The organism is Halomonas sp. IOP_6 (genome assembly GCF_021151565.1).
Lineage (GTDB): Bacteria > Pseudomonadota > Gammaproteobacteria > Pseudomonadales > Halomonadaceae > Vreelandella > Vreelandella alkaliphila.
Genome location: NZ_JAIRBO010000001.1, coordinates 168,376 through 188,695, shown reverse-complemented (window position 1 = coordinate 188,695; position 20,320 = coordinate 168,376). Strand labels below are relative to the sequence as shown.

The 20,320-nt window shown below is 50.5% G+C and carries 20 protein-coding genes; 8 read left to right on the top strand and 12 right to left on the bottom strand.

What is annotated here, in order from left to right; all coding sequences use genetic code 11:
• Positions 1 to 26: 26 nt before the first annotated feature.
• Positions 27 to 1,409 (bottom strand): nucleotide 5'-monophosphate nucleosidase PpnN, encoded by a 1,383-nt coding sequence (gene ppnN / locus K7H08_RS00940; protein ID WP_269438741.1) that lies wholly within the window; start codon positions 1,407 to 1,409, stop codon positions 27 to 29.
• 176 nt (positions 1,410 to 1,585) lie between these two features.
• Here ppnN and K7H08_RS00935 point away from each other — a divergent pair, with 176 nt between their 5' ends.
• Complete coding sequence (locus K7H08_RS00935; RefSeq protein WP_038484441.1) at positions 1,586 to 2,488, top strand: LysR family transcriptional regulator; 903 nt, start codon at positions 1,586 to 1,588, stop codon at positions 2,486 to 2,488.
• A 63-nt stretch (positions 2,489 to 2,551) separates the two neighbouring features.
• Here K7H08_RS00935 and gcvP read toward each other — a convergent pair whose 3' ends face one another.
• Together gcvP and gcvH are read right to left on the bottom strand one after the other, a co-directional pair.
• Positions 2,552 to 5,446: an aminomethyl-transferring glycine dehydrogenase gene (gene gcvP / locus K7H08_RS00930; RefSeq protein WP_038484438.1), complete on the bottom strand. Its 2,895-nt coding sequence runs from the start codon at positions 5,444 to 5,446 to the stop codon at positions 2,552 to 2,554.
• 77 nt (positions 5,447 to 5,523) lie between these two features.
• Entirely contained in the window at positions 5,524 to 5,913 is a 390-nt protein-coding gene (gene gcvH / locus K7H08_RS00925; protein ID WP_231656960.1) for a glycine cleavage system protein GcvH, read from the bottom strand.
• Between the two features lie 410 nt (positions 5,914 to 6,323).
• On the opposite strand from gcvH, the gene K7H08_RS00920 reads away from it, so the two are divergent.
• Both K7H08_RS00920 and gcvT read left to right on the top strand, forming a co-directional pair.
• Positions 6,324 to 7,733 (top strand): alanine/glycine:cation symporter family protein, encoded by a 1,410-nt coding sequence (locus K7H08_RS00920; RefSeq protein ID WP_038484435.1) that lies wholly within the window; start codon positions 6,324 to 6,326, stop codon positions 7,731 to 7,733.
• Positions 7,734 to 7,826: 93 nt separating this feature from the next.
• On the top strand, positions 7,827 to 8,939 hold the full coding sequence (gene gcvT / locus K7H08_RS00915) for a glycine cleavage system aminomethyltransferase GcvT (protein ID WP_038484432.1): 1,113 nt from the start codon (positions 7,827 to 7,829) through the stop codon (positions 8,937 to 8,939).
• Positions 8,940 to 8,990: 51 nt separating this feature from the next.
• On the opposite strand, the gene K7H08_RS00910 is transcribed toward gcvT, so the two are convergent.
• From K7H08_RS00910 to K7H08_RS00900, 3 genes are all read right to left on the bottom strand, one after another.
• Positions 8,991 to 9,944: a LysM peptidoglycan-binding domain-containing protein gene (locus tag K7H08_RS00910; protein WP_231656959.1), complete on the bottom strand. Its 954-nt coding sequence runs from the start codon at positions 9,942 to 9,944 to the stop codon at positions 8,991 to 8,993.
• Positions 9,881 to 10,762 (bottom strand): acyltransferase, encoded by an 882-nt coding sequence (locus K7H08_RS00905; protein ID WP_038484427.1) that lies wholly within the window; start codon positions 10,760 to 10,762, stop codon positions 9,881 to 9,883. Before K7H08_RS00905 ends, K7H08_RS00910 begins: the two co-directional genes overlap by 64 nt.
• Before the next feature lie 146 nt (positions 10,763 to 10,908).
• Positions 10,909 to 11,802: a LysR family transcriptional regulator gene (locus K7H08_RS00900; protein WP_038484424.1), complete on the bottom strand. Its 894-nt coding sequence runs from the start codon at positions 11,800 to 11,802 to the stop codon at positions 10,909 to 10,911.
• A gap of 147 nt (positions 11,803 to 11,949) precedes the next feature.
• Between K7H08_RS00900 and K7H08_RS00895 the strand changes: the two genes are divergently transcribed.
• Together K7H08_RS00895 and K7H08_RS00890 are read left to right on the top strand one after the other, a co-directional pair.
• On the top strand, positions 11,950 to 12,648 hold the full coding sequence (locus K7H08_RS00895) for a CoA transferase subunit A (protein WP_009724478.1): 699 nt from the start codon (positions 11,950 to 11,952) through the stop codon (positions 12,646 to 12,648).
• Between the two features lie 45 nt (positions 12,649 to 12,693).
• Positions 12,694 to 13,359, top strand: a complete 666-nt coding sequence (locus K7H08_RS00890; RefSeq protein ID WP_038484421.1) for a CoA transferase subunit B — start codon at positions 12,694 to 12,696, stop codon at positions 13,357 to 13,359.
• A gap of 40 nt (positions 13,360 to 13,399) precedes the next feature.
• Here the strand turns inward: K7H08_RS00890 and K7H08_RS00885 are convergent, their stop codons facing one another.
• Together K7H08_RS00885 and K7H08_RS00880 are read right to left on the bottom strand one after the other, a co-directional pair.
• Positions 13,400 to 14,167 (bottom strand): DUF1338 family protein, encoded by a 768-nt coding sequence (locus tag K7H08_RS00885; protein ID WP_038484418.1) that lies wholly within the window; start codon positions 14,165 to 14,167, stop codon positions 13,400 to 13,402.
• Between the two features lie 122 nt (positions 14,168 to 14,289).
• Positions 14,290 to 14,553, bottom strand: coding sequence for a GrxA family glutaredoxin (locus K7H08_RS00880; protein WP_038484415.1), 264 nt, complete (start codon positions 14,551 to 14,553; stop codon positions 14,290 to 14,292).
• A gap of 142 nt (positions 14,554 to 14,695) precedes the next feature.
• Between K7H08_RS00880 and hybE the strand changes: the two genes are divergently transcribed.
• Both hybE and K7H08_RS00870 read left to right on the top strand, forming a co-directional pair.
• Positions 14,696 to 15,133 (top strand): [NiFe]-hydrogenase assembly chaperone HybE, encoded by a 438-nt coding sequence (gene hybE, locus K7H08_RS00875; protein WP_038484411.1) that lies wholly within the window; start codon positions 14,696 to 14,698, stop codon positions 15,131 to 15,133.
• 75 nt (positions 15,134 to 15,208) lie between these two features.
• Positions 15,209 to 15,982, top strand: coding sequence for a 3-hydroxybutyrate dehydrogenase (locus tag K7H08_RS00870; protein WP_038484408.1), 774 nt, complete (start codon positions 15,209 to 15,211; stop codon positions 15,980 to 15,982).
• A 52-nt stretch (positions 15,983 to 16,034) separates the two neighbouring features.
• Here K7H08_RS00870 and K7H08_RS00865 read toward each other — a convergent pair whose 3' ends face one another.
• Genes K7H08_RS00865 through K7H08_RS00855 form a run of 3 tightly spaced genes read right to left on the bottom strand, consistent with a single transcriptional unit; the run spans position 16,035 to position 18,311 of the window.
• On the bottom strand, positions 16,035 to 16,574 hold the full coding sequence (locus K7H08_RS00865) for a response regulator transcription factor (protein WP_038484404.1): 540 nt from the start codon (positions 16,572 to 16,574) through the stop codon (positions 16,035 to 16,037).
• Positions 16,575 to 16,612: 38 nt separating this feature from the next.
• Positions 16,613 to 17,887 carry an ATP-binding protein gene (locus tag K7H08_RS00860; protein ID WP_038484401.1) on the bottom strand — a complete coding sequence of 425 codons (1,275 nt, stop codon included), beginning with the start codon at positions 17,885 to 17,887 and terminating at the stop codon, positions 16,613 to 16,615.
• 7 nt (positions 17,888 to 17,894) lie between these two features.
• Positions 17,895 to 18,311 (bottom strand): hypothetical protein, encoded by a 417-nt coding sequence (locus K7H08_RS00855; protein WP_038484398.1) that lies wholly within the window; start codon positions 18,309 to 18,311, stop codon positions 17,895 to 17,897.
• Between the two features lie 149 nt (positions 18,312 to 18,460).
• On the opposite strand from K7H08_RS00855, the gene pyrC reads away from it, so the two are divergent.
• The gene (pyrC, locus tag K7H08_RS00850) at positions 18,461 to 19,498 is read left to right on the top strand and encodes a dihydroorotase (RefSeq protein WP_038484395.1); all 1,038 of its coding nucleotides are present in this window, start codon (positions 18,461 to 18,463) and stop codon (positions 19,496 to 19,498) included.
• Between the two features lie 82 nt (positions 19,499 to 19,580).
• Here the strand turns inward: pyrC and mtnN are convergent, their stop codons facing one another.
• Positions 19,581 to 20,294, bottom strand: coding sequence for a 5'-methylthioadenosine/S-adenosylhomocysteine nucleosidase (gene mtnN / locus K7H08_RS00845; protein WP_038484392.1), 714 nt, complete (start codon positions 20,292 to 20,294; stop codon positions 19,581 to 19,583).
• Positions 20,295 to 20,320: the final 26 nt, after the last annotated feature.

Genomic DNA, 20,320 nt, shown 5'->3' with positions numbered 1-20,320 from the left:
GATAAAGGCTGTGCTTGCTAAATTAGTTACTTGAGAACATAGCAGGGTGTATATGCTTGTCTATCAAGTTTCATGCGTCCTTGGGCGACAAATGAGGTTAATAGCTCGTCTAAGCGCTGCATGAGTTCTGGTTCAGCGGTTAACTCAAAAGGTCCATGGGCTTCAATTGCTCGAATCCCCGGCTCTTTAACGTTACCCGCCACAATGCCAGAAAAAGCACGACGCAAGTTGGCCGCTAGTTCATGAGTAGGCTGCTGACGGTGAAGCGCTAGACCGCGCATAGCTTCATGGGTTGGCTCGAAGGGGGCCTGAAAGTCACGTGCAATGGTAAGACGCCAGTTGTAGTAAAAAGCGTCCTGATGCTTGCGGCGGAAGTCTGCAATCTCGTCAATTTCTTCACGCATTTTGCGTGCGACAGCCACAGGATTGCCGGTAATAATCGTGTAGTAGCGGCGGATATCCTCGCCCAGCGTATAAACTAAGAATTCATCGATTTTCTGGAAGTACTCGGCAGAATCAGCTGGGCCAGTAAACACGAGTGGGTAGGGAATATCGTGATTGCTTGGATGCAGCAGGATTCCCAGCAGGTAAAGAATTTCTTCTGCAGTACCCACCCCTCCGGGGAAAACAATAATACCGTGCCCTAAACGCACGAATGCTTCGAGCCGTTTTTCGATGTCTGGCATGACAACTAGCTCGTTAACGATAGGGTTGGGCGCTTCGGCTGCAATGATACCTGGCTCAGAAATACCTAAATAGCGGCCATCTTTACGACGCTGTTTTGCATGGGCAACGTTAGCTCCTTTCATGGGGCCTTTCATGGCGCCAGGGCCGCAGCCGGTGCAGATGTCTAGATCCCGCAAGCCAAGGTGATAACCAACGTCCTTGGTATACTCATACTCTTCTCTGGAAATCGAGTGGCCACCCCAGCACACCACCAAACTTGGGTCGCGCCCAGGCTTCAGCGTGCCCGCCTTGCGCAGGATATGAAACACGGCGTTAGTTGTGCCTTCACCCGTGGTTAAGTCAAACCGCTTGTGGTGTTGGATTTCGTTGTAAACATAAACAATGTCGCGAAGAATGGATGATAAATGTTCACGTATACCACGAATCATTCGTCCGTCGACAAAGGCTTCGGCGGGAGCATTGGTTAGCTTCAGGCGGATGCCTCGGTCTTGCTGTAAAACTTCAATATCAAAGTCTTTGTAGGCTTCCATGATGGCCAAACTATCATCCGTTGGGCTGCCGCAGTTAAGCACCGCGAGTGCACAGCGGCGTAGCAGGTCATGCAGGCCACTTTTAGAGGTGCTTTTTAAACGGTTGACCTCATGCTGGGAAAGCACTTCGAGGCTCCCTTCCGGGGAAATAATGCTGGAAATGGTGGCGCGCGGCACTGGGAGTTGCGTCATTAGTCTGGCTGTCCCTAATCATATTGTTAACGAAACCACATACTATCATGGCCTTTACTAACTGAATTCAAGCAATAAGGGTAGTGCTGGTCCTTAGCGTCCGTTTAAGAGTCGGATTGTGCTACTCTGTGCTCTCGTTAAGAGCACACGGTGGCTAGTTAAGATGGCGCTTTATTATGTTTAATGCCCAGTATTTTCGGACGTTTATAACGTTAGTGGAAACGGGGAGTTTCACACGAACTGCGCGCCGTTTGGAGATGACGCAGCCTGGCGTCAGCCAGCATATCCGCAAGTTAGAAAGCTATTTAGATAAACCGCTGATAGAGAGAAAGGGCAGAAGTTTTACGCTAACGGAGTCTGGACGAAGGGCTTATGATTATGCGTTGAAGCTATTTGCCGAGCATGAGCAGTTTCGCCATGGTTTAGATGACGACTCGCTGGATAGCGGTGAATGCCGGATTGCATCCCCAGGAAGTGTTGGGTTGATGTTTTATCCTTTTATTCTTGGCCAGCAGCAGATGCACCCCAACTTAACGGTCAATTACAGTTTTGCTTTTAATCACGAAATCGTTAATGACCTGCTTGAAGGCCGCTACGATATTGGCATCGTGACTGAGCAGGTCAACCATACCGAATTGACCTGCACGGTATGGCACAAAGAGCCATTATGTTTAGTCGTGCCTGCTGATTTCGCTGGTAGCACGCTAACCGACCTGATGGGCATAGGCTTTCTTAATTACTACGACGGCATTAATCACGCCAACGCACTGCTGCGCGCCAATTATCCAGACGAATTTCGTTCAATGACGCACTTTCGACATCAGGGATTTACTAATGAAGTGAGCATGGTGCTGGATGCGGTCGCGCGAGGGCTAGGTTTTACCGTTGTCTCACGCCTGGTGTTAGAAACCTCCCCTTGGCAGCGCCAAGTAAAAGCGTTGGCGTTACCTCAAGGGATTAATGAAGTGCTTTATCTATTGCGCCGGCGAGATTCGGTCTTGCCGAAACGTTATGAAAAGCTACTGGAGGGGTTTCATCACCAACGCCTGCAAGAAAAAACGCCCCTGGTGCCCGAATAACGAGCGCCAAGGGCGTTTAAGAGACAGGGATGTCTTGTCGTCTAATAGCGTATGCGTTGAGTATTAACGGCGGTATTCGTCAATGCTAGGGCAAGTGCAGATAAGTTGCCGATCACCGAATACGTTATCAACGCGGTTAACCGCAGGCCAATACTTTGACGCAGCTACAGCCTCTGTTGGGAAGGCGCCCAGCTTACGGTCATAAGGGCGTTGCCACTCGCTATCCATCAAATCTGCTTGGGTATGAGGGGCATTCACCAACGGGTTATTATCCAGCGGCCAATCACCCTTTTCGACGCGCGCAATCTCTTCTCGAATCGCGATCATGGCATCACAGAAGCGATCAATTTCGTAGAGTGACTCAGACTCTGTAGGCTCGATCATCAGTGTGCCTGGTACAGGGAACGACATGGTCGGTGCATGGAAACCGTAGTCCATCAGACGCTTGGCAATATCTTCTTCACTGATACCAGAAGCACTCTTGAGCGGGCGAATATCGATGATGCATTCGTGGGCGACATTGCCGTTCTGGCCACGGTAGAGAATCGGATAAGCACTCTCTAATCGCTTGGCAATATAATTGGCATTAAGAATAGCCAGCTCAGTTGCTTCGCGAAGCCCACGTGCGCCCATCATCTTAATGTAAGCCCAAGAGATTGGCAGAATTGACGCGCTGCCAAATGCTGCAGCGGAAACCGCACTGTTTTCTGGGTTAACACCATTAATAGGCGTAACCACGTGATTGGAAACGAAGGGGGCAAGGTGAGCTTTGACACCAATCGGGCCCATGCCCGGGCCACCGCCACCGTGGGGTATACAAAATGTTTTGTGCAGATTGAGGTGCGAGACATCACCACCGAAGTCACCGGGCCGCGTCAAACCCACCTGAGCATTCATGTTGGCACCATCCACATACACTTGGCCGCCATGCTGATGTACTACCTCGCAAACCTTGCGAACATGGGACTCAAATACACCGTGAGTAGAGGGATACGTGATCATTACTGCAGATAGGCGATCACTGTGCTGCTCGGCTTTGCGCGTCAGGTCATCCAAGTCAATGTTGCCGTTGGCATCACACTCAACCACGACAACGTCCATGCTCAGCATGGCGGCCGACGCAGGGTTAGTGCCGTGGGCAGAGCTGGGGATTAAACACACATCACGATGGGATTCTCCTTGTGCTGCCTGATAGCGACGAATGGCTAGCAGCCCCGCATATTCACCCTGGGCACCTGAGTTGGGCTGCATGGAGATATGGTCATAACCCGTCACTTCCACTAAGAAAGCGGCTAGCTCATCAATCATTTGATGATAGCCGGCCACTTGGTCGCGGGGGGCGAACGGGTGGAGGTGCGCAAACGCAGGCCAGGAGATCGGAATCATTTCACTGGTAGCGTTTAGCTTCATCGTGCACGAACCCAGCGGGATCATGGCATGAGCCAAGGAAAGGTCTTTGTTCTCGAGACGTTTCAAATAACGCAGCATCTCGGTTTCGCTGCGATAACGGGTAAACGTGGGGTGTTCCAAAAAGCTGCTTTCACGCCGATACAGTGGAGGAATGCCGCTGAGTTCGTCACTAATAACCTGTCCATCCAGCGCTGCGACGGACAAGCCGTGCTCATCGCCTAACAGCACATCAAACAGCGTCGCGACGTCGTGAGCTGTCGTAGTTTCATCCAGGCTAATGCCCACATCGCCATTGGCGAAGTAATGAAGGTTGATATCATGCGTCATGGCGCGGCCATGAATTTTTCCAGCATCTACTTGGGTCAGGCGGAGCGTATCAAACCAGCTGTCGTTCGCTAACATGACCCCACCTTGCTTAAGACCTTCCGCTAGCAAGGTGGTGAGGCGATGCACGCGGCCTGCAATTTTGCGTAGGCCTTCTGCACCATGGTAGGTAGCGTAGAAGCCAGCAATATTTGCTAGTAGTGCCTGAGCAGTACAAATATTGGAAGTCGCTTTCTCGCGGCGGATATGTTGCTCGCGGGTTTGCATGGCCATGCGTAATGCAGTGTTACCGCGGCTATCTTTGGATACACCAATAATGCGGCCAGGAATCGAGCGCTTTAGCTTGTCGGATGTGGCGAAGAAAGCCGCATGCGGGCCACCAAAGCCCATGGGGACACCAAAACGCTGGGAGTTACCGACGACGATATCAGCGCCCATTGCGCCTGGTTCTTTAAGCAGCACTAGGCTCAATAGATCCGTGGCGACGCACGTCATGATGCCGCGTTCTTTGGCAGCACTTAGTAGAGGAGAAATGTCCGTGATGTTGCCGCTGGCGGAAGGATATTGCACCAGGGCACCAAACACATCGTGTTCTGCCAGCGTTTCTGCTGGGCCACTGATTAGCTCAAAGCCAAAAAACTCCGCGCGAGTTTTGATAACGTCTAATGTTTGCGGAAATAGATCATCGGCAACAAAGAAAGCCGTTGACTTACTTTTCTTGTTGCTACGCTTGCATAGCGCCATCGCTTCTGCTGCGGCGGTCGCCTCATCCAGCAATGAAGCATTGGCAAGCTCCATACCGGTTAAATCCATAATGACCTGCTGAAAGTTGAGCAGGCCCTCTAGTCGGCCTTGAGAGATCTCAGGTTGATAAGGCGTGTAAGCGGTGTACCAGCCCGGATTTTCCAGCACATTGCGCTGAATGACTGCCGGCATGTGGGTGCCGTAGTAACCTTGCCCGATGTAGCTTTTGGCTACTCGATTTTGGCGCGCCAGCTGGCTTAAATAGTCTAAAGCTTCTGCTTCACTGCGTGGGTCGTCCAGGGCTAACTCACGGCCAAGGCGGATATCGCTTGGCACGGTTTGCTCAATAAGATCTTCCATGCGCTGCAAATTGAGCGCTTTTAACATGGTGTCGACATCAGCGGGGCTAGGCCCATTGTGGCGTTTGATAAAAGCATCATGGTCGGCCAGTTCGGCCAAACGGCGTGTTTCAAATGGCATGGGAGGGTTCCGAACGTAATGAGAAAACCGCGCAGGGTGAAACTAGAAAGCCTGCTTTACGCAGGCTTTCCGACTAATTAATCGTCTGAACTAAGTGTTGCCTGGTAAGCATCTGCGTCTAGCAACCCGTCAAGGGCTGTGTCTGTCAGGCGCACCTTCATGATCCAACCACCTTCATAAGGCGCTTCATTGACTGTCTCCGGCGAATCTTCAAGTGCCTCATTCACTTCGATAACTTCACCGTTAACCGGCGAGTAAAGGTCAGAAGCCGCCTTAACAGACTCGATAACGCCAAACTCTTGGCCTTTGTTGAGTGCCTGACCGACTTCTGGCAGTTCAACGAAAACAACGTCACCCAGCGCTTCTTGGGCATGATCAGTAATGCCGATCGTGACGGTACCGTCTTTGTGGTCAAGTACCCATTCGTGGCTTTCGGCATAACGAAGATTGGCAGGAAGATTGCTCATGATGATTCCCTTTATGAAACAGTTGTCTGGACAGGAGCATACTAACGCCTGTCGTTCGCCTTGGCGACTATTGGCCAGTTCTAAGTCAGGCGATCTGTGCCATATGTTAACGTGTTTCCAATCGGAAACAAATTTCTTCAACACCCCATGGCGGCAAAAAAGCCACTTCGAGTTTCCTGATGCTTTACATCTGTTAGAATTTGTAAAAACAGATGCTTTCTCTGCTGAGTTGCGACATCACGATGGATGCGCACTAGGAAAATGGTGTAAAACATGCTGATCATGCGTTTTTTCAAAGCGTGAGACGCGCTATGGTGGAAATGTTTGATAACTCAGCAGCATTAAATAAGGCAGCTTGACTGCCCGGTACCCATAATAAACGAGCTAACGAACAGGGTAAGGAGAAGCGCGTGGAAATACTAACTAACCTCCTAGGGGCAATTAACGGTGTCGTTTGGGGCCCGATAATGTTGGTCCTACTGCTAGGTGTAGGGATTTACTTACAGATTGGCTTGAAACTGATGCCGATTAGAAAGCTCGGTGTGGGTTTCAAACTAATGTGGCAAGGCCGCGACCCTAAGCCTAGCAAAGCAGATGCTGACCAGGCGTCTGCTGACCAAGACGGTGAGATTTCGCCTTTTGATGCACTGATGACGGCGCTATCTGCCACGATTGGCACAGGTAATATCGCGGGTGTGGCAACGGCTATTGCGCTTGGTGGCCCAGGTGCGGTGTTCTGGATGTGGATCACTGCGTTAGTGGGGATGGCCACTAAATTTTCTGAAGCAGTTCTGGCTGTGCGTTATCGTGAAACCGATAGCACTGGCTACCATGTCGGTGGCCCGATGTTCTATATAAAGAATGGCCTCGGTAAGAAATGGCTCTGGCTGGGGGGGCTGTTCTCATTCTTTGGTGCGGTAGCAGCTTTCGGGATCGGTAACACCGTACAGTCCAACTCTGTAGCGGATGCTATGGATTCTACCTTTGGTGTTCCGCATTGGCTAACCGGCGTAATTATCATGGTGCTGGCGGGTGCTGTTATCCTCGGTGGCATTAAGCGCATTGCAAAAGTAGCCGGTAAACTAGTGCCCATCATGGGGATTGCTTACGTGATTGCCGGGCTGTTGGTATTGATCATTAATGCAAGCCAAATTGGTGAAGCGTTTGGTTTGATTTTCTATTACGCCTTTAATCCGATGGCAGCAGCGGGTGGCTTTGCCGGTGCGGCAGTAATGGCAGCTATCCGGTTTGGTGTAGCACGCGGTATTTTCTCTAACGAAGCAGGTTTAGGTAGTGCACCAATTGCACACGCAGCAGCGCAGACCAAAAACCCGGTTCGCCAAGGCCTCATCGCCATGCTGGGCACCTTTATCGATACCATCGTCGTTTGCACCATTACGGCACTGGTTATTTTGACCTCCACGGTATGGATTGATGGTGAGGCGGGTGCATCACTGACGGCGCTTTCGTTCGATGCTGCCTTGCCCGGTTTTGGTAACCAGATTGTTGCGATTGCCCTAGCTGTGTTTGCATTCACCACCATTCTTGGCTGGTCTTTCTACGGCGAAAAGTGCTGTCAGTTCCTGTTCGGTACACGTTCGATTATGCTGTATCGCGTGCTGTTCGTTCTGGCAATCCCGCTGGGTGCTATCGCGCAGCTTGGTTTTATTTGGCTGATGGCTGATACCTTTAACGCTATGATGGCCATTCCTAACTTGATCGCGCTGGCGCTACTTTCGCCAGTGGTATTCAAACTTACCCGTGATTACTTTGCAGGCAAAGATGTGCTGCCAGGTGAAGCGCTGGATCATGATAAGTAAGCCCTATTCAACGTAATATGGGCCGATAAGATGTAATAGAGCCGGGAAGCCAGTCATGGCTTCCCGTTTCTCTTTCTCGACCGAGGAAATCCCATGACCGACCTTAAACAGACGCCACTCCATGAATTGCATCTTTCGCTAGGAGCCAAAATGGTTCCCTTTGCGGGTTATGACATGCCGGTGCAATACCCATTGGGTGTCAAAAAAGAGCATGAGCACACACGTCAGCAATGTGGGCTGTTTGATGTTTCTCACATGGGCCAAATAGCGGTTTCTGGTGACAATGTTGCCGAAGCGCTTGAGTCACTCATCCCAGCAGACCTAGTGGGGTTAAGCAAAGGTGAACAGCGCTACGGACTATTTACCGGGACTGATGGCGGTATTATCGATGATCTAATGGCCGTCAATGCAGGTGATCATTTTTATCTGGTCGTCAATGCTGCTTGCAAAGAGCAGGATATTGCCCATCTGCGTACGAATCTTGCTGCTACTCATCACATTGAGGTACTCGACCGTGGGCTACTGGCTCTGCAAGGCCCGCAAGCACGCGATGTCATGGAACGTCTGTGCCCCCAAGCGTGTGAGCTAACGTTTATGCAGCATGGCCGCTTCACGATGGCGGGGCAGGAAGTCTGGATTAGTCGTAGCGGTTACACCGGTGAAGATGGCTTTGAAATATCAGTAGCTTCTGATGCATGCCAGGCATTTGCAGAGCAGCTGTTAGCTGAGCCCGAAGTTGAAGCGATTGGTTTGGGTGCACGCGACTCGCTTCGCCTAGAAGCAGGGCTGTGCTTGTACGGGCACGATATGGATATGACGACGACGCCTGTAGAAGCTGGGCTTATTTGGGCGATTGGTAAGCCTCGCCGACATGGTGGGGAGCGTCCGGCAGGTTTCCCAGGAGCGGATCTTATTCTGCACCAAGTAGCCGCCAAAGATCATACGCGTAAGCGGGTAGGGTTAGTGGCAGAAGGGCGTGCACCAGTAAGAGAGGGCGCGCTTTTAGTTGATGCAAATGGCAATGAAATTGGTGTTGTGACTTCCGGTGGCTTTGGGCCAAGTGTTGGTAAGCCAATTGCCATGGGGTACGTGGGGCGTGAATGGGAAGCGCCTGAGACCACTGTTTATGCGTTGGTGAGAGGTAAACAGCTGCCGATGGTGGTGACACCTACTCCGTTTGTGAAGCCAGGCTATTATCGCGGCTAATACCGCCATTGTTTATGAAAAAAGCCCCTGAAATTCAGGGGCTTTTTTACGTCATCTTAATACTTGTCGAGGATCAATCGGTTTGCCACCTTGACGCAGGTCGAAAAGCAAGTCGTAGCGCTGTGTCGCACTGCTTTGGCCGACATCACATAGCGGGTCGCCTGTACTCACTTGCTGGCCGACACGGACTAAAATGCGTTCGCACAGCGCGTAGACGGTTTGTAAGTTATCCGCATGATGAATAATGACAACTTCGCCAAGCTGGCGCATTCCATCTGCAAAACGCACTTCACCTGGCGCGACTGCTTGGGCTTTGGCACCTGCTTGGGTGGCCAGTAGCATAGGTTGAAGCGTACCACGGCTATCGGCACCAAAACGGCGCACAATCCGGTAATCCTCTAAGGGCCAAGGCCAACGACGTGCAGATGCAGGTAGGCTTGCGTTTGGCGTCGGTGCCGCCGCTGGCCGGCTTACGCTAGAACTGCTGGCGCTGCTTGAGGTGGTGCTGCTACTAAGCGGTACACTGACAATTTGGCCAACTCTGAGCGCTGTGGGAGAGGTGCCAGGATTGGCACTCTGTATACGCCCTGATGTGGTGCCAAAATGGCGCGCGATACTTGAGTAGGTATCGCCCGGCCGAATTTGGTAGCGATAGGGCCCGCCAGAGGGCGCTCGCTCTTGCTGGGTAGGTATTAATAAACGCTGTCCAACGTTTAAGCGTTGAGCATTTGTTCCAGGGTTGAAGCGTTCAAGACGTTCTAGTGGAACATTTGCTCGGTTCGCAAGTTTTCCCAGCGTATCGCCGCGCTGTACCTCTACCCATTCACCATTTATTTGACCGGCAGTACTACTGGGGACAGGGTTATTTTGATCATTTGAAGAGGGAGAGCCAGCACATCCCACTAACAACGTTGCTAGCACACAGACCGCTAACCACCGAGCTAGTCGTGGTTGGTTTGCTTGGCTAACAAGGCGTCTTTTTCCTGCCAGAGTGAATTGATCCATGCGTGGAACCGTTCCTTGTGCTGCTGTTCTTCGTGATAGTTGGCTTCGTTCATCCATTGGGGAATAGCGAGTTGCCTTGCGTTAAGTGTAATGCAAGCCTCTTTTCCGCATAGAAAACCCCAGAAAGTTGGCGTTGGATTTTCATAGCTGATGGTTACATCCAAAATGCCATCCAGTTTGTCACCAAGCAGGCTAAGCACTTGAGAGACACCGCCAGCTTTGGGTCTCAGTAAGTGCCGAAATGGGCTTTGCTGTTTTTCCCGTTTTGCTACGGTAAAGCGTGTCCCCTCTACAAAATTAAATATTGCAATGGGGGCATTTCTAGCTTGCCGGCAAACGCGCTCAGTTGATTCACGGTCGATAGTGGCGAGTTTAGGGTTTTTTGCAAGTTGCTCACGACTGAAGCGCCGCATAAAAGGGAATTCTAACGCCCAAAATGCCAGCCCGACGATAGGAATCCAAATTAACTGATGTTTCAAAAAGAACCGAGGCATTGGAATGCGGCGATGCAATGCCATAAACAGAATGAAGATATCTGTCCAACTGCGGTGGTTTGAAATAACCAGCCACCATTGATGTGGACTGAGTGAGTCCGGAATGCTGATATTGACATCAGGCTTGATCCACCGGCGCATCCACCACAGATTTGCGCCAATCCAATTGAGCGCAACGCTGCACAGGCCATCAAGAATTCTCTGTTTTTGATGTCGTCCTGGGGTGATGACTTTTAACAGCGTTAACAAAATGAGTGGCACGCCCCAAAACAGCGTCGTTAGCGTCAGCAACAACAGGCTGACGACTCCTTTGGCAGTAGACATACCACAGTTCCTTTTACGTATGATGACACCAGTGGTGCAATTCTAGCGATAGGTGACCAATTTAAAGGCAACCCCGCGTAAATGCTAAAGGATCACGCCCCCGCTGCCCAGTATATTACCAAACCTTAGCATGCTTAACGGATGTGCTAGGGCGTCAGTGTCGGTGTGTTGATACCTTCGATTAGCACTTTACTCAGTGCCTGTGCCGCGACAGATAACTCATGATGCGTCAGTATCCCAACTCGGCAGGCAATGCCTGGTGAGGTTAAGGGAACGCAACGAGCGCCGAGTTGGTGCATTTGCTGAATACACATTGAAGGCACGGCACTTACACCTAAGCCATCTGCCACCATTCTACCAACGGTTGAGAGCTGATGGCTTTCAAAAGCGACCGGTAAGTCAATGTGTTGTTTGGCAAGTCCCTGCTCTAACAATCTACGCACCATTGATGGGCGTTGAAGGGTAATAAAATCCTGTTGTAACAATGTGGCCCAGCTCAGTGTGTTGGCCTGGGCCAAGCCTGATTCGGGGGGGACAACAGCGATAAACTGATCTTCAAAGAGTGGCGTAAACGTTAAGCTGCCGGTTCCTTCGGGTAAAAAGGCAATGCCGATTTCCACTTGGCGAGAGCGCACCATGTCGATGACTTCTTCGTTGATAACATCATGGACAGTAATATTAATTTTAGGATATTGCCGACGAAAGGTAACCAGAGCGCTGGGAAGCAAATTACACGCAAAAGAGGGCATGGCTGCTACGCTTAAACGGCCAAGTTGGAGAGTGAAGCGTTGGCGTAGTCGCTCTTCAGTATTATCCCATTGAGCAAGTAAATGCTTCGCCAGTGGGATAAGGGTTTCACCTTCAGGTGTGAGTCGAACGCTACGGGTACTGCGTATCAGCAGTTTTCCCCCCAGCGAATCTTCAAGCCCTTTGATGGCCAAGCTGAGTGCTGGCTGAGACAAGTGCAGGCGCTCACAGGCTTGGGTAAAGCTCAGAGTTTGGGCTACCGCCAGAAAAGCGCGAAGTTGCTTAACGGTCATACAGACCCTTTAATAAGTTTTTTATATAAATTGATAAGAAAAACAAACTTAACAAATATATCATCTGGTACAACACTGGCTATACAGATCCAACCGCATCATAACGACGCGTGCAACGTACCACCGATAATAATGCGAGGCATAACAATGGCAGGATTTGATAAGCGTGTATCTTCCTATGAGGAAGCGATGGAAGGTATCGAAAGCGGCATGACCGTTATTGCTGGCGGTTTTGGCCTTTGCGGCATTCCTGAGAATTTGATCGCTGAGATTAAACGTCGGGCTGTCACTGACCTCACGGTAGTATCTAATAATTGCGGTGTTGATGGTTTCGGGCTAGGTGTGCTGCTCGAAGATCGTCAGATTCGTAAAATTCTCGCTTCTTATGTTGGCGAGAACGCAATGTTTGAACAGCAAATGCTTAACGACGAAATTGAAGTTGTGCTAACACCCCAAGGCACGCTGGCCGAGAAAATGCGCGCCGGTGGTGCGGGTATCCCCGCATTTTATACCGCCACAGGTTACGGAACACCTATTGGTGAAGGTAAAGAGGTGCGTGAATTTAACGGCCGCCACTATATTTTAGAAGAAGCCATTACCGGTGATTTCGCGATTGTTAAAGGCTGGAAAGCGGATCGCTACGGCAACGTCATGTATCGGCATACGGCACAGAACTTCAATCCCATGGCAGCCACCGCTGGAAAAATAACGGTTGTAGAAGTTGAGGAAATTGTTGAACCAGGCGAATTGGAGCCAAGCCAGATCCATACCCCCGGTATCTATGTGGATCGCATTATTCAAGGCTCATTCGAGAAGCGCATCGAAAAACGCACGGTACGTAGCTGATCGCTCTCTGGTTTAGACATTTTCACTCAATAAGAGGTATACACCATGGCTTTAACACGTGAGCAAATGGCACAGCGCGTTGCGCGTGAACTTGAAGATGGCTTTTACGTCAATTTAGGTATCGGCATACCTACGCTGGTTGCCAACTATGTGCCTGACGGCATTGATGTCATGCTGCAGTCCGAAAATGGACTGCTGGGTATGGGGCGTTTTCCCACTGAGGAAGAAGTTGATGCTGATATGATCAACGCTGGTAAGCAGACGGTCACCGCTCGTCCTGGGGCTGCTATTTTCTCTTCAGCAGAATCATTCGCTATGATTCGTGGCGGTCATGTGGATCTGACCGTGCTGGGTGCTTTTGAAGTGGACCAAGAGGGAAATATTGCGTCATGGATGGTGCCAGGCAAGCTCATCAAAGGGATGGGCGGCGCGATGGATTTGGTTGCTGGCGCAGAAAACATTATCTGTACCATGACGCACGCCTCGAAACACGGTGAGTCCAAGTTACTAGAAAAGTGCACGCTTCCTCTAACAGGGGCAGGTTGCATTAATCGTGTATTGACCGACCTCGCTTATTTGGAAATTAAAGACGGTGCTTTTATTCTCAAAGAGCGTGCACCGGGTGTCAGTGTTGAAGAAATTATTGAAAAAACAGCTGGCAAACTGATTGTGCCCGACCACGTTCCTGAAATGACGTTTGACGCGGAATAACCCTTAGTCGACTACTTTTAGCAGGCGTGAGCTGATCAGCTCACGCCATTTCACAGCGGGTGTGGAAAGGTAGCAGGATTTCAGCAATACGCTCATGGTCGTCGCCGACATGTTTTTGCACGAGTGCTAGTCCCCCCAGACAAAGGCGATGCTCATCGCCTGAGCTGAAAACGGTCTTTAATGGCATTGCAGGATAAAATCGATGCTCAATTAGCGGTGACACGGCAAATACGCCGTTTTGTTGCCCCTCAAAACTGGGCATGCCGCATGCTTCAAGCTGACTATGCAAGGTGTCTAGGGGCTCGCCAATCGTTGAGCAGTCGAAACCTGCGTGATGCAGTCTAGGGCCCATGATCGCTAGCCAGGCAGCGAGGGGGTGTGCCTGTTGTAATTGCTGGTAAAGTGCCCAAGAGGGCATTGGCCATGGGCGTCCTCGGCATAGTAAATTTTGCCCTTGGCAATCGGCCGGATGACTTTGTAGCACGAGCTGCGTTAGTGCTTCGCGGGGGGCTTTTGAAAGCGCACCCAGCTGCAATTCTGCTAATACCAGCCAACTGCTACTGTCATTAGGTGCAAGTAAATGCACCAAAAGGCCTTTATCAGCCATAGCGTAATGGCCAACTGATCGGTAGCCCATATGTGCAAGGCTGGTGTTGAGCTCGCTAGCAGCAAAGGGGCCATAATTTAGCGTCACCAAGGTCAAATACTCGGCTGACGTACTTAGCGGCCACAATCTTAGTCCGCCAAGGTCTGGGTGTGTATGCACGTAGTCCAGCCAAAGCTGTTGAACAAACTCCTCTCGCTGCATTGGGATACCCTCGCCGCCTAATCGAACGCCACATGAACTGTCATATAAACTGTGATACTTCAGTATAGGCAAGCGAAGATTTGGTTGTTCAACGGGTGTAAACGTCAGTTTTAACGCCTGGGTTAAGAAGCCAGCAGCTGCTGTTGGCGCACAAAATGGTCGAACTCAGTAAAACCACCGATGTGCTGTTGGTCAACAAACACTTGGGGAACGGTATGAATAGGTTTGCCAGCCGTTTTTGCAATATCTTCCTTGGTAACGCCTTCTGAAGGCATATCAACGTAGCGGTAGCCTTCTATCTTTCCGTTACTCTCTAAATGCTCTGCGAGATGCTTTGCGCGTACGCAGAAAGGGCATGACATGCGGCCAAAAATTACCACAAACATCGTAGAAACTCCTTTAGGATAAAGATCTATTAGAAATGGGTTGCCTATTGTGGCGTAGCTCATGCAGTTTGGCTAATAGCGCTACACTACACGCTTCATTAAGCTGTGTTATGGGCGAATGTTTAATAATTTGGAAGAACGTATGCGAACCTTAGCTGCCCAAGAATACGCGCGCTTAGCTGAATTAGCGTTGCATTATCGAGATGCGCATCTGCGCTCAATGAAGCAGGCGGATCATTATAACCCTCGTCTTGGAGTTGATGCACTGTGCTTCCAGCCTTGGGAAGAGGAGCATGCGTCACTACTGGTCGGTGCGTTAATAACACCTTGTGCGATGTGGCTAGTTGCTGTGCCATGCCTGAATCAGCATGGTCCCCTGGGAAATGCATTGCGTCTCAACCTTCCTTCTGGCCACTATTCGCTCTCATGTGAACAGTTGCCCAGCGGCAGCGAGCTTTATAAGCGCGTCATTCTGGAGGATCTAAGTGATCTGGAAAGTATGCAGGAAGCTGCGCGACTAGCCCAACGCATGATGATCCAGCTAATGGTGTCTGATAAATCTTCTTCAGAGGTTGGTTAGGCAGAAACGTCTACCTCTATCTACACTGTTGTTTTTACATTTTTACTCTGAATAATCTCAGCAAAAGGAACGTTTATGTCCTCTGAAAAAGCTGTCACACCCCGTGTTGCTGTGGTCACTGGCACTAGCAGCGGTATTGGTGAAGCGGTGGTGAAACATTTCTGTGAGCAGGGTTTTCAAGTGTTAGCAGTAGACTTTAACCCGGCTGGAAAAGAAGTGGCTGACGCGGCTGGCGCAGCGTTTTATCAGGGGGATTTAACCGACCCCGACGCGTGCCGTGGAGCGATTGCTGATGCGGTTAAACGCTTTGGTGGCGTCGATATTTTGGTTAATAATGCAGGTATTCAGCACGTCGCTTCTATTGAGACGTTCCCTGAAGAGAAGTGGCGTCAAATCATTGATTTAATGCTGACAGCGCCGTTTTTGCTTACCCAGGCAGCATGGCCACATATGCGTAAAAAAGGCTGGGGACGTGTGATTAATATTGCGTCTGTTCATGCGCAGGTGGCTTCGCCTGGCAAAGCCGCTTATATCAGTGCCAAGCACGGCATGATCGGGCTAACGAAAACCGCCGCTTTAGAAGGTGGCGAGCAGGGGATTACCGCCAATACTATTTGCCCTGCCTATGTGAAAACACCGCTGGTAGATAATCAGATCGCCGACCAAGCCAAGCTACATGGGATGGATGAGCAAGAGGTGATTGAAAAAATCATGCTGAAAAACGCAGCGGTTAAGCGCTTGATCGAGCCTTCCGAGGTTGCTCAACTAGTTGCTTACTTAGCTTCCGATGCGGCAGGCGCTGTAACGGGCGCAAGTTGGAACATTGATCTAGGATGGACCGCCCAATAACATCAAGTTGACGCCCACTCTTTGCGTCGTTGTTGCGCAAAGAGTGGGGGAATTACCGACGTACCGGGCGCTTCTGTAATTTGCGTTGTAATGTGCGCCGATGCATGCCGAGTGCCCTAGCCGTGGCTGAAATGTTGCCATCATGCTCTTGCAACACCTTTTGAATGTGCTCCCACGTTATACGGTTGATAGAGGGAGGGTTGTCGGCTAGCTCAATATTTGGATCGCCATCCTGATGGTCAAAAGCTGCAATAACATCGTCGGCATCTGCTGGTTTACACAGATAGTTAACGGCGCCAAGTTTGATGGCTTCTACCGCTGTGGCGATGCTGGAATACCCCGTTAATACCACAATACGGCAATTCGGTGCGCTTGCCAGCATGTCGGGCAGTAGCTTAAGCCCGGAACTATGCTCAAGTTTTAGATCGAGTGTTGCCATCGTTGGCATGAACTGCGTGATCAGTGTCATTGCTTGATCAGCATCGTGGGCAACTTGCACTTCAAAACCACGACGCGAAAGCGCTCTGCTTAACACGTGACAAAACATTTCATCATCGTCGACGATTAAAAGGCGTTGGTCTTGCGTCTGCATGATGTCCTCGATTTTCTGGCGAATGCTCTGCGTCGCTGTTACTTATCAGGGGCGGAACAAAGCGGCAGCGTCACTTCCGTTAACGTACCGCCTTCAGGATGATTGTACAGACTTACTCCACCACCGAAACGATTAATGGTGGCATGGGTTAAAAACAGCCCGATCCCCATGCCTTTGCTTTTGGTGGAAATAAACGTATCGCCTAGCTGGTCAGCAATCGACATGGCGATGCCGGGGCCGTGGTCGCGTATATCAATAACAACGCTTTCATCTTGCCAATCCAAGCGAATAGCAATGTGCTCTGGATTAGCGTCGGCAGCGTTATTCAGCAAATTGGTTAGCGCTTGATCTAATGTGGCATCGACGGCCAACCAGGGACGGCCGCGTTTCTCGGCAACATCAAAAAAGTGGCTAACATCTGGCCTGATAACGAGCCAACGTTGCACAACGGTGGCTAACCACAGTTCAGCATCCAGTATCTCTGGTTCTGCCATGCGCCGACGATCAGCCGTCGTGACAAGGTGTTGTAAGCGTGATTTGCACACGTCCACCTGCTGACGAAGAATGGCCAAGTCTTGTTGCAAGGGGGAGTCATTAGGCGCGTCTTGGTACATTTCATTTAGCAGTACGGCCATGGTTGAAAGCGGCGTGCCAAGCTCATGAGCCGTACCAGCGGCCTGAGTAGCAACGGCTAATACCTGTTCATTGCGCAGGGCCGCTTCTCGCGTGCGAGATAGTGCTTTATCTCGATTACGCAGTGCGTGGGCCATTTTGTAGATAAAGAACGTGACAAGCCCGGCTGATAAGCCGAAATTAAGCCACATACCCAATACGTGCAGGCTTAGTGGGCCGTCGCTGTTAATGTGGCCCAGCTGAGGTATCGGGTGATAAAAGAACATCAGGTAGGTGTACCCAGCCATTGAACACGCGGCGATGATCCAAGCATGCCGCCAGGGAAGTGTTGCGGCGGCGATAGTGACAGGCACTAAATAGTAAGTAATAAAGGGGTTTGTTGAGCCGCCTGAAAAATAAAATAGCAGCGTTAAGCCTGCAATATCGGCCAATAAGTGGGCAAGATATTCGAAATGATTAACCGCTTTTGGTCTGCCTAAGCGCCACCATGTGACGATATTCAGTATCCCCATGGCAATCACAACACTGACGACTGCGGTCACTGGCAAGTCGAAAGCGAGTAGCTCTATGCCAACAATAATGGCCAGTAAAAAACCGGTCCAGGTGATACCTCTGACGATCGTTAATCGAACGAGGTTACGGTTTGGCGTCGAGAGCGGGAGAGGTAGGGCGGTAGGCATAGCGTGCTTATTTGCTCGATGCTTTCACGTTGTGAATAACATATTTTATAAATAACGTCATAACGAACGTCAGCCATCCCGCCGAGGCAAGCAAGTTGAATAGCAGCATTTTAGGAGGTAGCCAGGCACTGCCCAGTACAGCCTCTAACATGATATGGAAAAACATAGCGAGCAAGAGTGGCAGTGCTAGCGTATGAATCCACATGTCAGTACGGCGCTTACGTACGTGATAGCGTTTCAACAGGTAACGCAATGGACGGTGAGCCCAACCGAATAGCACGAGTGCACCAACAACGAATAGGACAGCCAGCGTCGGTTCGGTACTCCCAAAATACATTGAAAAGGATATCGACCAGGCAAGACCAAGCCATAATAATCCTTCAATACTGGCGATAATGTCCGCATAGCGACGCACATTCTGCATAAAAAACTGAGTCCTTGATCTTACAAAGTGTCGCCATGATACGACACTTGGGAACGACTGTGGGATGGATAGGGGAGATTTATCCCTTACCCGTATTGGGTATACTGTTCTGACCCTTTTACTTAATTCATTTCTGCACAGGACTTGCCGTGGACGCTATTACGTTGACTCGCCCCGATGATTGGCATCTTCATTTACGTGATGATGAGGCGCTAAGCGCTGTGGTAGGTCATACCGCCGCCCAAATGGGGCGTGCGATTATAATGCCTAATCTAAAGCCGCCGATAACCACTACCGCACAAGCACTAGCGTATCGGCAGAGAATTTTAGCAGCGTTGCCCGAGGGGAGTTCTTTTGAACCTTTGATGACGCTCTATTTAACAGACACGACGCCCCCTGAAGAAATTGAGCGTGCTGCTGAAAGTGGTGTCGTGAAAGCCGTGAAGCTCTATCCCGCGGGCGCTACCACTAACTCTGCATCGGGCGTCACCGACATTGCGCACTGCGATGACACTATTGCGATGCTAGCAAACGTTGGTATGCCGCTGTTGGTGCATGGTGAAGTTACCGATCATGAAATTGATATTTTTGATCGAGAAGCGGTGTTTATTGAGCAGGTTATGAAACCGCTTTTGGCTAGACACCCTAATCTTAAGGTAGTGTTTGAGCATATTACGACCCAGCAGGCTGCCGAGTTTGTCGCTGCTGCGCCTGATAATATTGCTGCCACGATCACAGCCCATCATCTGCTGTTTAACCGCAACAAAATGCTGGCAGGTGGTATTCGTCCGCATTATTACTGCTTGCCCATACTAAAGCGTGAGCAGCACCGTCAGGCGTTGTTAAAAGCGGCGACCAGCGGCAGCCCTAAATTCTTTTTGGGCACCGATAGTGCGCCTCATGCCCAGGGTGACAAAGAGTCTAGCTGCGGCTGTGCAGGGGCATATACAGCGCCTGCTGCCATTGAGCTCTATGCAGCTGCCTTCGAGGAAATGGGTGCCTTGGACAAGTTAGAAGCGTTTGCCAGCCTCAATGGACCACGTTTTTATGGATTACCGGCTAATGCTGATAGCGTGACGTTGGAGCGTCGTTCATGGAGTCTGCCAGCGCATTATCCCTATACGGCTGGTCAGCATATTATTCCATTAATGGCGGGTGAGAGCTTGGCATGGAAGCTGAAAGCGTAGTTCGTATAGCTGGATAGCAAATCATAAAAACGGAGCCAACTGGCTCCGTTTCTTTAACGCTTTAAGCACTCTTTTTTAACGTCTATTTCTTGTTCTTACCAAGCTCGATCAGCATCTGATCCACCATCCGTGATGAATGGTCAGCCGCGATGTCTAAAAATTGCTCGAATGACAGGTGGTTGTCACCGCCGCCGGGTATATCAGACAGCGCGCGAATGACCACAAATGGGCAGCCATAAAGATGACATGTTTGTGCAATAGCGGCGCCTTCCATCTCGACGGCTAGCATGGTTGGAAACTGTTCACGGGTAGTCGCGACACGAACAGGATCGGCCATAAAGGCATCGCCTGTGGCGATGAGCCCCTCACGTACATTGACTTCACCTAATGAGGCAATGGCGTTGCGGGCAATATCACGAAGTTGTTTGTCTGCTTGGTAGGCTGCCGGCATTCCAGGTACCTGACCAAGCTCATAGCCAAAGACCACTGCGTCAACGTCATGATGGCGAACTTCATCCGAAATAATCACATCACCAATAGCAAGGTCGCTCGCAAAGCCGCCTGCGGAACCAGTGTTAATGATCGCATCAGGCTGGTGCCGCTCAAGTAAAATCGCGGTGCCTACCGCCGCATTGACCTTGCCTATCCCCGACTGCAGCACAATAATTTCCAAGCCGTGACGTGTGCCCGTATAAAAAACGAAGCCAGCATGCTCGTAGCGTTCAGCGCCTTCTAGCTGTCCTGCCAGTATGTTCACTTCCTGCGCCATCGCGCCGATGATTCCAATACGTTGCACTCGTGATTACTCCTTAATAAATCGTT

Excerpts from the sequence above, each read along its gene's own strand:
- K7H08_RS00935 (WP_038484441.1), top strand. The coding sequence starts at position 1,586 with ATGTTTAATGCCCAGTATTTTCGGACGTTTATAACGTTAGTGGAAACG.
- gcvT (WP_038484432.1), top strand. The coding sequence starts at position 7,827 with ATGACCGACCTTAAACAGACGCCACTCCATGAATTGCATCTTTCGCTA.
- K7H08_RS00895 (WP_009724478.1), top strand. The coding sequence starts at position 11,950 with ATGGCAGGATTTGATAAGCGTGTATCTTCCTATGAGGAAGCGATGGAA.
- gcvP (WP_038484438.1), bottom strand. The coding sequence starts at position 5,446 with ATGCCATTTGAAACACGCCGTTTGGCCGAACTGGCCGACCATGATGCT.
- gcvH (WP_231656960.1), bottom strand. The coding sequence starts at position 5,913 with ATGAGCAATCTTCCTGCCAATCTTCGTTATGCCGAAAGCCACGAATGG.
- K7H08_RS00890 (WP_038484421.1), top strand. The coding sequence starts at position 12,694 with ATGGCTTTAACACGTGAGCAAATGGCACAGCGCGTTGCGCGTGAACTT.
- hybE (WP_038484411.1), top strand. The coding sequence starts at position 14,696 with ATGCGAACCTTAGCTGCCCAAGAATACGCGCGCTTAGCTGAATTAGCG.
- K7H08_RS00880 (WP_038484415.1), bottom strand. The coding sequence starts at position 14,553 with ATGTTTGTGGTAATTTTTGGCCGCATGTCATGCCCTTTCTGCGTACGC.
- K7H08_RS00855 (WP_038484398.1), bottom strand. The coding sequence starts at position 18,311 with ATGCAGAATGTGCGTCGCTATGCGGACATTATCGCCAGTATTGAAGGA.
- K7H08_RS00865 (WP_038484404.1), bottom strand. The coding sequence starts at position 16,574 with ATGCAGACGCAAGACCAACGCCTTTTAATCGTCGACGATGATGAAATG.
- K7H08_RS00900 (WP_038484424.1), bottom strand. The coding sequence starts at position 11,802 with ATGACCGTTAAGCAACTTCGCGCTTTTCTGGCGGTAGCCCAAACTCTG.
- ppnN (WP_269438741.1), bottom strand. The coding sequence starts at position 1,409 with ATGACGCAACTCCCAGTGCCGCGCGCCACCATTTCCAGCATTATTTCC.
- K7H08_RS00885 (WP_038484418.1), bottom strand. The coding sequence starts at position 14,167 with ATGCAGCGAGAGGAGTTTGTTCAACAGCTTTGGCTGGACTACGTGCAT.
- K7H08_RS00910 (WP_231656959.1), bottom strand. The coding sequence starts at position 9,944 with ATGGATCAATTCACTCTGGCAGGAAAAAGACGCCTTGTTAGCCAAGCA.
- K7H08_RS00870 (WP_038484408.1), top strand. The coding sequence starts at position 15,209 with ATGTCCTCTGAAAAAGCTGTCACACCCCGTGTTGCTGTGGTCACTGGC.
- K7H08_RS00905 (WP_038484427.1), bottom strand. The coding sequence starts at position 10,762 with ATGTCTACTGCCAAAGGAGTCGTCAGCCTGTTGTTGCTGACGCTAACG.
- K7H08_RS00860 (WP_038484401.1), bottom strand. The coding sequence starts at position 17,887 with ATGCCTACCGCCCTACCTCTCCCGCTCTCGACGCCAAACCGTAACCTC.